Raw genomic sequence first — 12,745 nt, 5'->3', positions numbered from 1 at the left:
CATCCTCGCCTGCATCCGCGTCTGAAAGACCGTCCAGAGTCCTCTCCGCGCTTTCGCGACGAGCATTCTGCCGGCGCTTTCGCCTGCTACCGGGCCTCTGCCCCGACGCGCGCCCGTTTCCACCGATTCGCTGTTCATGCAACGGCCCTCTTGATCTAATCGGGGATCATGGCGTCCCGTGGCTTTCGTTAAAGCAAGCTCCGTGCTCGCGGACCAGCGTGGTTTTGTCGGGTTTTTGCACCGGCGACGCGCGATGAACGCCATCGGTGCCCAGGCACGCGGGCGGTGCGCACCAGCCGGGTGCAATCGGTCGGACAAAATGGCGGGCGCATGAGCCGTTGCGAATCGCGCGGGATGGCGCTTGGTCGGGCTAAACTTCGCGCTTGTCTCAAAATAATCCTAGACGCCGGATCGTCCGACTTCCATGTGTGCGTCGCGCGGATTCTAAAAAAACATGGAAATCGTCTTTACCGTTCTGATCCTGTTGCTCGTGGTCGCGCTGTCGGGCGTCGGCCTGAGTCTGTTGCCGTTCAAGCTGCCCTTGCCGCTCATCCAGATCGCGCTCGGCGCGCTGCTCGCGTGGCCGGGTTTCGGCCTGCACGTCACGTTCGATCCCGACATCTTTCTGCTGCTTTTCATTCCACCGCTGCTTTTCGCGGACGGCTGGCGCATTCCGAAGCGCGAACTCTTCATGCAGCGCCGCGCGATCCTGATGCTCGCGCTGGGGCTCGTTTTCATCACGGTCGGCGCGCTCGGCTACTTCCTGCACGCGATGATCCCGGCGATGCCGCTGCCGGTCGCGTTCGCGCTCGCCGCCGTACTCTCGCCGACCGACGCCGTCGCGCTCACCGGCATCGCCGGGCGCGGCAAGATTCCGGCGAACCTGATGCACATCCTCGAAGGCGAGGCGCTGATGAACGACGCGTCCGGCCTCGTCGCGCTGAAGTTCGCGATCGCGGCCGCGCTCACCGGCGTGTTTTCGTTGCGCGACGCCGCCGTGAGCTTCGTGATCATCGCGGCGGGCGGCCTCGCGATCGGCGCGGCGATCAGCTGGATCGTCACCGAGATTCCGTCGCGGCTCCTGAAGTTTTCCGAAGACGACGACCCCGCCGCCGGCGTCGTCCTCACGCTGCTGATTCCGTTCGCCGCCTACCTGATCGCGGAGCACGCCGGCTGCTCGGGCATTCTCGCGGCGGTCTCGGCGGGCATGGTGATGAACATCCAGAGCCTGCGCGAAGGCATTCCGACGGTCGTGCGCATGCGCATGACGAGCACCTGGACGATGATCGAATTCGTCTTCAACGGCATGGTGTTCATCCTGCTCGGGCTGCAATTTCCGCACATCCTCGGACGGGCGCTGATCGAGGCGCATCGCGACGGCAACGAGCAGGTGGGCCTGTTGCTCGGCTACGTGGCGGCCGTGATGGTCGTGCTCTACGCGCTGCGCTTCGTGTGGGTGTACCTGCTGCGCTGGTTCGCGAGCCGCGGCGCCGCGAAGCAGGGCATCGAAAGCGCCGCGGCGGGCGGCGCGCGCACGCTCGCCGTGACGACGGTCAGCGGCGTGCGCGGCGCGGTGACGCTCGCGGGTGTCCTCGCGCTACCCGTCACGCTCGGCGACGGGACGCCGCTGCCCGGCCGCGATCTTGCGATTTTCATCGCGTCGGGGGCGATTCTCGTGTCCTTGCTGGTGGCGGTCGTCGGCTTGCCGGTGCTCTTGCGCGGGCTCACGCGCAGGCGCAATCCGAATGCGGCCGAGGAGCGCGTCGCACGGGTTCGCGCGGCGCAGGCCGCGATCCGCGCCATCGACGATACGCACGAAAGGCTCACGAACGAAATGGACGAAGCGGGCTCGGCGCGTTGCGCGGATACCACCGCGCGCGTGATGAACCTTTATCGGCGGCGGCTGGAGGCTTACGGCGAGGAAGAGTCGTCGCGCAAGGCCGCGCGGCAGAGCGAGGTGGTGGAAACGAAACTGAAGATGTCGGCGCTCAGGGCCGAGCGCGCGGAGTTGCTGAAGATGCGCGCCGACCAGACGATCAACGACGAAACGCTGAACAAGCTGATGCGCGAGATCGACTTGTCGGAGACGGCGATCGTCACGCGCAGGCGTGGAGCGGGCGGATAGAGGCGCTTCGGGGAGCGCTTGCGTTTTTGCGCAAGCGCATCGAAATCAAACGACGCGCCCCCCGCGCGCCGAGCCTCAAACCACGCCAGAACCACGCCGGCGCAAGAGCGCATAGAGGATGATCGCGCCGAACGTCGCGGTGCCGATGCCGCCGAGCGCGAATCCGCCGAGCTTCAGCGTGAAGTCGCCGGCGCCGAGCACGAGCGTTACGGCCGCCACGATCAGATTACGGTTGTCGGAGAAATCGACCTTGTTGACGACCCAGATGCGCGCGCCCGTCACCGCGATCAGCCCGAACACGACGATCGACACGCCGCCCAGCACCGGCCCCGGAATCGTCTGGATCACCGCGCCGAATTTCGGCGAGAAGCCGAGCACGATCGCGATCACCGCCGCGATCACGAAGACGAGCGTCGAGTAGATTTTCGTGACGGCCATCACGCCGATGTTTTCCGCGTAGGTCGTGACGCCCGTGCCGCCCGCGAAACCCGACGCGATGGTCGCGAGGCCGTCGCCGATGAACGCCCGGCCGATGTAGCGATCGAGGCTCTGCCCGGTCATCGCGCCGACCGCCTTGATGTGCCCGAGATTCTCCGCGACGAGGATGATCGCGATGGGCGCGAGGAGCGTCATCGCCTGGCCGTCGAAGACGGGCGCCGTGAAGTGCGGCATGCCGAACCACGCGGCGTTCGCGACGATCGAGAAGTCGATCGGCTTGCCGCCCATTCCCATGCCGTTCGTGAGCACCGCGTAGATCACGTAGGCGATGGCGAGGCCGATCAGGATCAGGAGCCGCTGCGCCATGCCGCGCGCGAACACCGCCACGCCGCCGACGCACAACACGGTCACGAGCGCCATCCACGAATCGAAGTTGCTGTCGCTCACGCCCTTCACGGCGATGGGCGCGAGATTCAGCCCGATCACCGCGACGATCGCGCCCGTCACGACCGGCGGCATCAGCGTTTCGATCCATTTCGTGCCGATTGCCGCAACGATCAGGCCGATGATTGCGTACAGCACACCGCACGCGATGATCCCGCCGAGCGCAAGCGGGATGTTCATGTTCGGGCCGTGCCCGCCGTAGCCCGTCACCGCGATGACGAGCCCGATGAACGCGAAGCTCGATCCGAGATAGCTCGGCACGCGCCCGCCCACCAGCACGAAGAACAGCAGTGTGCCGATGCCCGACATGAAGATGCAGAGGTTCGGATCGAAGCCCATCAGGAGCGGCGCAAGCACCGTCGAGCCGAACATCGCGACGACGTGCTGGACGCCCATCGCGAACATCTGCGGCCAGGGCAGCCGCTCATCGGGCGCGACGACGCGTCCCGCGTCCGCGCTCGGCTGGGTCCGCCAGCGCGGAAAATAGGAATCGGACATGGGCGCACTCCTTCTCGGTTTTCGACGACGCCGCACGGCCGTCCGGCGCGCTCGTCGCGGGCTTGTCTTGGAAATTAGGCGCGAGTGTACGGAGTGCACCTCGCGCTGACAAGCTGGCCGATCGGCTACCTTTACTTCGCGCGCTCCAGCTCGAACACCGCGACCGCGCCTTTCAGTTGCTCGGCCTGATCGGCCATCGCGCCGGCCGCGGCGGCGGCCTGCTCGACGAGCGCCGCGTTCTGCTGCGTCACCTGGTCCATTTGCGCGACCGCGCGATTCACCTGCTCGATGCCCGTGCTCTGTTCGAGCGACGCCGCCGAGATCTGCTCCATGATGTCGGTCACGCGCTGCACCGCCTGTGTGACCTCCGCCATCGTGAGACCGGCGCGCTCGGCGAGTTCCGCGCCGCTGTCCACGCGCGACGTCGACGTCTCGATCAGCTCCTTGATTTCCTTCGCCGACAGCGCGCTCCGCTGCGCGAGCGAACGCACTTCGCCCGCGACCACCGCGAAGCCGCGCCCTTCTTCGCCCGCGCGCGCCGCTTCGACGGCCGCGTTGAGCGCCAGAATGTTGGTCTGGAACGCGATGCCTTCGATCACGGCGATGATGTCGGTCATGCGCTTCGAGCCGGCGGCCAGATCGCGCATCGTCTCGACGACATCGCCGACCAGTTCGCTCCCCTTCGCGGACACTTCCGACGCCCCGCGCGCGAGGCCGCTCGCCTGCTCGGCGCTTTCCGCGTTCTGGTGCACGGTCGAGGTGAGTTCCTCCATGCTCGACGCCGTTTCCTCCAGCGACGCCGCCTGTTCCTCGGTGCGCTGCGAAAGATCGACGTTGCCCTGCGCGATTTCGCGCGAGGCGAGCAGGATCGAGTCGCTCGACTGCCGGATCCCGCCGACGATGTCCGCGAGTTTCACGCTCATGCCCGCGAGGCTGTGCAGCATGCTGTGGCTGTCGCCTTCGCGCAGCGCGACGCGCGTCGAGAGGTCGCCGGACGCGATCCGATCCGCGATCTGCGCCGCGTACTCCGGCTCGCCGCCGAGTTGCGCCGAGAGGCGCCGGGCGATCAGCGTCGCGAGCAAACCCGCGGCGACGATCGCGCCGAGCACGAGCGAGACGAGCACGAGGCGCATCGATTCGTATTCGGCGGTCGATGCCTGAAGCGCGGCCGTGGCGCGGCTGCGCTTGAAGTCGACGAGATGCTCGAACGCGCTGCGCGTTTCCTCGCTCGCGGCGATCGCCTGCTGGATCAGGCCCATCTGGTCGAGCGAGACGGGCATCGGCTTCGCGCCGATCTGCATCTGCACGATGTCTTCCCACGTCGCTGCGCGCTTGATGGCGGCGTCGTAGAGCGCGATGCCGTCGGCGGAGAGGATCGTCGCGCGGGTGTTCTCGAGCGCGTGGTGCATGCTCGTGAGCGATGCCGCCATGCCCTGCTTCAGCTTTTCCTTGCCGGCGTCGTCGGCGAAAGTGAGGTTGGCGGCGGCGAGGTCCGTGTTCAGTTTGTGCTTGTTCGCTTCCTCGACCCAAAAGATGCCGTCGAGATGGCGCGCGCCGATTTCCTCGGTGAGCGCGTGCATCTTCGAGAGGGCCAGCACGCCCGTTCCGCCGACGCACGCCGTAATCACGATGACGACCGCGAACGACAGCAACAGCTTGTTCATCACGGACAGCCGGTCAAACCATTTCATTGCTCTCTCCCATGATCCGACGCCCGCCGATGGATTCGACGAATTGAATCGGATGGTTCTGGCGAAATCTGTATCGCGCACAGACGCTTTACGGCCTTATTCAGCGGATTCTTAAGCGCTGAATGATGGGAATACGAAGTGGGAAATATGTGCCGAAATGGGGCTGAAAGGCAGCATGCATACGGCTTTCATTTTTTTAGGAGAATTCGTATGGGACGGCGCGACGGGGCCACGTATGCTTTTTCGCATGTGCATTCCATGTATGCGCATGTTGTCGTTGTAACTCTCCGATCTTGTCCGCTCACTGCCACCCGGCGCTGAGCGGTTTTTTTTTGCGCAATGGGTTTGGCGGTGGAGTTGGGTCGCGATGGGGAGGCGGGGTTGGTTTGTGTGCCGGCGGCAAGTGCACCGAGGGACATCGGGCATCGGAGACCGAAAAGCAAAAAGCGCACGGCATCTTGTGATGTCGTGCGCTTCTTATTGGATCCGTGGTGGGAGGAGGACTACCAAACTAACCGTCCGATTGCGCCATGGGCAATCACTTTGGTGTGCAGCCAGTCAGAGATGCCCCCATTGTTGCCCCCAATTGCGCTTCCTTCCTGCGACCGTCCGATAGACTCCTTTGGTCGCCTTTCAGCGATCCTGACGCGAACGCGTCGCGGCGCCACCGTTGTGAAAATAATACACTCAGGCGTCGCCGCCTGTCTGGTCGCCGGATCGTGACGCTGCGCCGGGCGTTTTGTTCATCATGTTCATGAGCAAGCAGCGATATCTCAATCTCAGTCCCATGGCTTCAAGTCATCAAGGACTCTTGCTAGCTTGAGCTTCGCCAAGGTGGTGTAGCGATGGCCCTGAATGGCCTGATTGTTCGGCATTCCGCTTCCAATCGCATGATCGAGGTCTAGCGGCTCGCCAAAGACGATCTTGTATCGACCAGTCTCCAAATACTTGTCGATGCTTTCAATTCTTGCGTAACACGTGATCGCGCTGACTGGCTGCCCTCGATAGACAGCTATCCATTTGATTGCCTTCTTGCGTTCGTCCCCAAGCCGTATCGGATACCAGCACCGTTCACCTAAGAAGACTTTATGGAAGCTCTCGTCCAGGGCGGCAATGATGATGGTATCCCCCACACCTGCGGCAGAGCGATTAGTCTTCGAAGTCATGGCTCTTGAACGTCAGAAGATGGTAGTTTTCGGGTGTTCGCTGCGTCCCATTGGCCTGCTGGCTTGTCGGCCGTGAAAGACTGCGGTCCACCTCAAGGGCGGACCAACGTTTCCATTTAGGCGGCCACGACGCATGTCACGAATGAGTCCAGCAACTTCATCAGGTCAGGCGGCTGGCGCACCAGATGGTAACTCCAACAGCCGAACCGGCCGTCATTGTTGACCGCGTTACACCAGCGATGCGCGGCGGCTGCCTTAACCTCAGCATCGCCGGTCTGCCCTTTAATTTCCACCATCAGCCGTTCACCGTTCGTCAATTCAACAATGAAATCGGGCAAATAGCGGCGGCGCACGCCGTCCTTGCGGTAAGGCACAATGAAGCCAAGATGGTCATTCTTGACCCACCGTGCAACAGCATCGTGGGCGTCGAGGGCTGTAGCTGCGGCTTGCTCCCACGTTTTTGTGTCGGCCACCATGGCATTCAGATGGCACTTCTGCACCGGCCACAGCTGCCGCCCAGTGAAAAATTCAACATGGCGCGTCGACCGCTCACCGGCTGCGCCTGGTGCAACGATGGGACGCTCCCGGCTCTTGCCGCTCTCGTCCACTGGGATGAGCGAATCAAACAAGATGCCCACGGCTTGCTGAAAGTACGGGTTTAGTGCTACATCCTGCGGCGCGCGGTTACCATGACACGCCAGCTTGCCCGCGAGAAACCGCTGCGCATAACCAAGCATCTGGGGGAACAAACGATGCGTGGGTATGATGTCACCTCGCTCGTTTATCCACTGCTGCGAGAGCACCTTCGCCATCGTGAAGGCCACCTGCTGTACACGCACAGCGGCCCGCCACTGGTCCAGATTCACAACATCGGCAATGCCCGGCCCATAGGCGGCAAGCGTACCGTCCGCTGTGGTCAACCCCTTCATCAACGTGGTATCAGGCACGCTCATGGGGTTCAGTTCCAGCGATGGCACCTTAGGCCAGTCGACGGTCAGGCGGGTCATTCCAGGGTCGGTGTACCCCTCTGCGACCGGAAAACGGATTTCGTACTGTGCCTTAGAGGCGACAGCGTAAATCTGATTGGCCGGCGGTGACGGCGATTGCTGTGCCCCGCCTTCCACCTTGAACGGAATTAACTCAAACGGCACACCAAAGACCTTGGCCGTTTCTTCCCGGAAGAAACCGGTGGCTTCGTCTACAGCGTATGAAGTGCGACGGAGCGCTCGACCGACCACCTGCTCGCACAAGAGTTGAGAGCCGAACGGCCGCAGGCCCACCACATGTGTGACGGTGGTTGCGTCCCATCCCTCGGAAAGCATGGCGACGCTAATGATGCAACGCACGTCTCGACCCGGCGGGACGCTTGCATCGATGGTCATAAGCCCGCTGCTCTCGTCATCAAGGACCTTGTGGTTGTGCTTCTCTACCATGGCCACGTATTCTTCGGGTACGTGGTTGCCGGGCCACGAGGTTTTGCCGATAGTCTCCAGCACGAAACGCAGGCGGCGAGCCTCGTTGTTCTTCCCCCCACCTTGGGCAATGTCTTCGGCTACCTTGCTATCTACCCGCACGGTCCATTCGCGGCCTGGTGCGTTGCGGAACTGTTCTGGAGCGGCGCCGTAAGCGCTGTTACCGTTGGCCAACCATTCATACAGCTCCTTCGCTAGCGCGGTATCACGGCATACGATGATGAACACAGGTGGCACATCGCTCTTGCGGTGCCCAGCCGCATACTGACTGCTCCACTGCTTGGCCGTCTTGCGCCACTCGTCAGCCAACTGCGAGATAGGTTGAGTCGCGTAGCGCATCAGCAAGTCTGGCGTGAGCTTGCCACTATGCCCCTCCTTCTCCGCTATCTCCTGCACCCACCGCCACACATTGAAATAGGCCGGCGTCTCTGTGCCGCCGATGTCTTGCGTTGGCAGTTGCGGAATCTTCACCAGCCCAGCCTCGATAGCCTCAAGAAGGCTAAAGTCGGTTACCACCCACGGGAAAGGCTTGCCCACCTCGTTGCCGCTACCCTGGATGTAGAACGGCGTCGCCGACAAATCGACGCACAGGCGGATGCCGTTGCTGCGTCCGCCCAAAGCATTATTGATGCGGTCCAGTCCTTCAATCCAGACCGTGGCCTCGCGGGCGTCCACCTCGGCGGTTTCCTCGTCAATGGCAAAGGTGTCGTCGGCGTCGAGCTTGCCACGCCGATAGGCGTGGTGAGCCTCGTCGTTCATCACCAAGATGGCAGAACTACGCCCTTTGCGATTGCCGAGCACGCGTCGCAGAAACGCCGCGTCGCTCTCGTAGTAGCGCACCTCCTTGACCTCAAAGCCGGTGAGCTGGTCCTTGTTGTCGCGCAGTTCACGCACAATATCGAAGGCTCCGGTTAACGCTTGCTGGCGAATATCGGCGTCGGTCAGCGAGTCCTTGCCTCCCAGCTTAACGGTGCGCAGCTTTTCCACTGGCACGCCGCGCTTGACCACCCTAGCCGACGTTCCGTTGACGTCACCCAACTCGCGTCGCTCCAGATTGTGCCAGTTGGTGATGAAAACTTCGCCGCGGCGCAGGTCGGGCATACGATGCAGCGGCACCAGCTGGCGCGTGCGGTAAAGACTCAGTTCATCCAGATTCGGGTCCAACTCGCGAAGACGGTCGCGGATCGTCACGTTCGGGCAGACGATGAGCACCGTGTCCGAATACGCCGCTGCCTGCGGCTGCGCCACTTTGTTCAAAATGGACCATGCGGACAGCATGCCCATTACGGTAGTCTTGCCGCTACCGGTCGCCATTTTGAGTGCATAACGTGCAAAAGCCTTATAACCCTCAGCCTTCGCATCATCGCCAGGCTCATCCGTGGGAACGGTAACACCCTGCTTTAGGTCGTCCGGCCCCTCCACCAGAAACAGTACGGTTTCCACCGCCTCCAGCTGAGCGAAGAACAGCCGCTGCGCCCTGTCGGGCGAATGCCACAGTTCCAGCAGTTCCCGTGTTACCTTGGTGGCCCCGGCGTATTCACGGTCACGCCATTCCTTCAGGCGCTGACGTATCAGATTGGCCAGGTCTAACAGGTATTCCTGCCCCTTCGATGAGTCATCGAATATCGACTGTTGGCCTTTAGTCTTGCGGCCTCGCGCTGCGCGGTCGGGCACCCGAAAAAAATACGAGGCCAGGCGACGACCTGACCGCTTTTCCGGCGGTTTCCCTTCCTCGATATGCCAATGGTGCTGCGGCTCGTCGTAGGGGAAGTTGATGATGGGGGCTTCAACGGCTTTGATTTGGCTCATACCTTCACCTCAACCACTCGCATCAGCTCGTTACCCCGCTCGTCAATCACCTTGACCGCCACCCGGCGTTTGGAACCCATGGGGAACGGCTCGCTCACGGTACCCGCGAGATGTTCCCACACCGACGGGACAAACTCGGCCTTGAGCGACTTCCGTAGGTTGTCCCACGCGGCCGTCTTCGGGAAGAACACTTGGGTGGCATAGAAGCACATGCCGTCGTAGTCCGTGTCCAGCATCCACGCGGGCACGCTTTGGCCCTCGATGGCTTCCTGCTTCATAGTGGCGGGGTTGAAGATATCGAGGCCGTTCAACTCGACCTCGAACAGCTCGGCTCCGTCATCGTTCTTTTTGCCAGTCTTGCGCACGGCTACGTCTGGCAGGCCGGTGACTGAGAAAATTTCACTCGCTCGGCTGGTCTTAAGTAGGTCGCTCATGGCCACGTCCGGCGTGACCGTGACATAAGTGCATGGCACCCGCAGCTTGTTGCGGTCCTCCAGCAGTTCGCGCGCCTTTGCCTGTATCGCAAAGCCGAAGAAATAGAGGTGCGGAAACTTCAGGAAGTACGCTTCGCGCGCGGCCTCAAATACGAGGTCAGAGGTTATCGCGCCATCCTCTGGACCAAATACCACTGCGATGCGGTTGCCTTCAGCATCTAGCCCTTCAGCGTGCAGAGCGTCGCTATCGGCCATACGCCGGATGTCGGCCAGTACCAGCTCCCGGTTACCAGGTAAGCGCAGCGTCTTGGACTGCCGCAACACTTGCGTCATGCGTTCGATGTGGGTCGCCGGGTCGCCGTAACGGGCCACCGACTCAGTCGCAGTATGTGGCAAAGCACTGTTAGCGGCGTCGGCATCGCCGAGCGCGCCGTCCATGCTCTTAACCGGTACCGTAGCTTCGCCGCCATCGGGATCAACCGTCTGAGCCGGGGCGATGGTAGCCTCAACCACGAACGGCCCCGCGACCCTGGTTACATTGTCATTGACCTCGGGACGGTCAACCAACACTTCCATGACGGGCTGTTCGTCGTTGGCGATGGACTTCAACGTGATGTGCGGCACCAACCCGCCGACTTCCTCGCCCTTGCGATTCTGCCTGCGCTTGTACACAAAGCCGCCCTGCGGCCCCGTCTGGGGATCCTTCAACTCATAATAGGGGAACGTCGCCGTTAGTAGCCGCTGGCGTGCGAGAGCCAAAGGTACACGCGATGTGTCACAGGTAATCCAACGACGCCCCCACTGCTCGGCGACGTATGCGGTCGTGCCAGAGCCACAAGTCGGGTCAAACACCAAGTCGCCTGGTTCCGTACACATGAGCATACAGCGCTGAATTGCGATATTGGCAGTTTGTACCGCATACACTTTGCCATCCGGACCGAATTGATTCTGGCCAACTGTGTCCGTCCAGATATTATTTAGTTCAAAGCAAGGAAAATCATCCAAAAGTCGGATGTATCCCAGAGTGGTTTTACCAGCGTATACCCGTTTTGCTTCTAACAGCCTCTTCATGCCATCGTGGCCAGTTTTCCAATAGCCCTTGGTCGGTCGCCATTGCTTGCCTTTAAACTCGACTGGGAAATCACCGGGAGGCTTAGAGGAAGTCAGGTCGCCAGTTGCGCATAGCTTGGCATTGGCGGGCAAGTCATCTGGATAATCAGATATTGGGCGAACTTCACCATTAGGGAGAAACACCTTCGTGTAACCCGTCCCACCTACCTCTCCTGCGCGCTTGGTCTTGTACAGCATCCTCTTCTTAGTCGCTTCTTTGTCACGTGCGTACCAGATTATGTAGTCGTTCACTACCGATAGGTCTTCGCTGGTCGTTGACGTTGTTTTTGCGTAAGTGATGATTGCGACAAAATTCTGCGGGCCAAATACTTCGTCCATTAGTTCGCGTACGTGGTGAAGATTTTCGTCAGAAATCTGGACAAAAATGCTCCCGCTTCTACTCAAGAGTTCCCGCGTTAACAGGAATCGGTCACGTAAATATGTTAAGTAGGAGTGAAGCCCCAACTCCCAGGTGTCCCGATATGCTTTCACCATTTCTGGTTCGCGAGTCATGTCGGAGTCACCGCCATGCTTCACATCTCTCTTGCGAACAAATGGTTGGAAGTTCGACCCGTACTTAACGCCGTAAGGTGGGTCTATATAGACCATTTGAACTTGACCACCCAGCCCCTCGAATTCCAGCAGTGAATTCATCACCTGCAAGCTGTCGCCCAGAACCATCCGGTTTTGCCAAGGTCCCTTATGCTCGTAGGCGTCCAGCTTGTCAGTTACGTCCAAACCGCCCCCGTCGCCAAACAGGTCGAAGGTGGTTCCCTTGGCTTTCCGATGTTTGATACCGTCCAGGATGGCTTTGGTCGAGTGCTGCTCGTGCACGAAAAGAGGCACGGTAGGCACCGATATCTGATGCCGCTCTGCCTTGCCCGTCCAATTCAGAAAGGGCTGACTCAAGGCCTTCAACAGGTCGGCGGCAGCCTTCAAGGACTGCACTTGGACACCCCCTCCCGCCCAAGCCTGAGGCTGTGCAAACGTCGCCGCTTCTCCGTCGACAGCGCACCGCTGCACTAGTTGAATCAGCCACTCAGCCAGCTCGCGGTCACGATTCTCGTCCCAGCTCAAGGCAGGGTCAAGGCTGCTGTCGTAACGATAGGTTCGAGGTGACTTCTTGGTGTTGAACTGGTCCTGCACACCCACTTCCGGCCGCTGTACGGCCTTCTGGCTGTGCTTGTAGTTGGTGGTCTGTACACTGCCTGAACTCGAAGTGCTGCGACGGGTCGCCATTTGCCCTCTTACTCGGTATTTGTCGAAAAGCGAACAGAATATCAGCGTCGGCATCATTGTTGCTACTAGCCTCGCATTTTTTGATCGACAACCCAGCAGCAACATCAGAATGCACATCGAACGTACGCGATACCCGCCTGTAGCACGGCTCCCTTCTAACTCTCCGGACTCGTCGGACACGCAAAGTGCACGTAGGGCGGACTCAAGCGCACTGCAAGTGTTCTTTCACATTCGGGTTACTGCCCAACAGGAGAGGTAACTCATGAAGAAGGGGGCGTTGGCCGCTCCCCGCTATCCGTTAGCCGCCTCCGCTACCTTG

General features: G+C 61.1%; 6 protein-coding genes. 1 reads left to right on the top strand and 5 read right to left on the bottom strand.

Translation table 11 applies throughout. The annotated features are described in order from the left end of the window. Positions 1 to 454: 454 nt before the first annotated feature. On the top strand, positions 455 to 2,125 hold the full coding sequence (locus AWB66_RS04880) for a Na+/H+ antiporter (protein WP_087629152.1): 1,671 nt from the start codon (positions 455 to 457) through the stop codon (positions 2,123 to 2,125). A gap of 75 nt (positions 2,126 to 2,200) precedes the next feature. Here AWB66_RS04880 and AWB66_RS04875 read toward each other — a convergent pair whose 3' ends face one another. The 5 genes from AWB66_RS04875 to AWB66_RS04855 all read right to left on the bottom strand — a co-directional run bounded on the left by AWB66_RS04875 (position 2,201) and on the right by AWB66_RS04855 (position 12,426). Then, a complete protein-coding gene (locus tag AWB66_RS04875; protein WP_087629151.1) occupies positions 2,201 to 3,505 on the bottom strand; it encodes a solute carrier family 23 protein in 1,305 nt (434 codons plus the stop codon). A gap of 131 nt (positions 3,506 to 3,636) precedes the next feature. Next, positions 3,637 to 5,196: a methyl-accepting chemotaxis protein gene (locus tag AWB66_RS04870; RefSeq protein ID WP_087629150.1), complete on the bottom strand. Its 1,560-nt coding sequence runs from the start codon at positions 5,194 to 5,196 to the stop codon at positions 3,637 to 3,639. Positions 5,197 to 5,975: 779 nt separating this feature from the next. Beyond that, positions 5,976 to 6,362, bottom strand: coding sequence for a hypothetical protein (locus AWB66_RS04865; protein ID WP_125469662.1), 387 nt, complete (start codon positions 6,360 to 6,362; stop codon positions 5,976 to 5,978). Positions 6,363 to 6,478: 116 nt separating this feature from the next. Next, entirely contained in the window at positions 6,479 to 9,643 is a 3,165-nt protein-coding gene (locus AWB66_RS04860) for a BPTD_3080 family restriction endonuclease (protein WP_087629148.1), read from the bottom strand. Next, positions 9,640 to 12,426: a site-specific DNA-methyltransferase gene (locus AWB66_RS04855; protein ID WP_087629147.1), complete on the bottom strand. Its 2,787-nt coding sequence runs from the start codon at positions 12,424 to 12,426 to the stop codon at positions 9,640 to 9,642. Before AWB66_RS04855 ends, AWB66_RS04860 begins: the two co-directional genes overlap by 4 nt. Between the last annotated feature and the right edge of the window lie 319 nt (positions 12,427 to 12,745).

It is taken from the genome of Caballeronia telluris, assembly GCF_001544495.1.
In the GTDB taxonomy this organism is placed as follows: domain Bacteria; phylum Pseudomonadota; class Gammaproteobacteria; order Burkholderiales; family Burkholderiaceae; genus Caballeronia; species Caballeronia telluris.
The sequence above is the reverse complement of the archived record's forward strand: the minus strand, read 5'-3'. Positions and strand labels throughout refer to the sequence as shown.

Excerpts from the sequence above, each read along its gene's own strand:
- AWB66_RS04880 (WP_087629152.1), top strand. The coding sequence starts at position 455 with ATGGAAATCGTCTTTACCGTTCTGATCCTGTTGCTCGTGGTCGCGCTG.
- AWB66_RS04875 (WP_087629151.1), bottom strand. The coding sequence starts at position 3,505 with ATGTCCGATTCCTATTTTCCGCGCTGGCGGACCCAGCCGAGCGCGGAC.
- AWB66_RS04870 (WP_087629150.1), bottom strand. The coding sequence starts at position 5,196 with ATGAAATGGTTTGACCGGCTGTCCGTGATGAACAAGCTGTTGCTGTCG.
- AWB66_RS04865 (WP_125469662.1), bottom strand. The coding sequence starts at position 6,362 with ATGACTTCGAAGACTAATCGCTCTGCCGCAGGTGTGGGGGATACCATC.
- AWB66_RS04860 (WP_087629148.1), bottom strand. The coding sequence starts at position 9,643 with ATGAGCCAAATCAAAGCCGTTGAAGCCCCCATCATCAACTTCCCCTAC.
- AWB66_RS04855 (WP_087629147.1), bottom strand. The coding sequence starts at position 12,426 with ATGGCGACCCGTCGCAGCACTTCGAGTTCAGGCAGTGTACAGACCACC.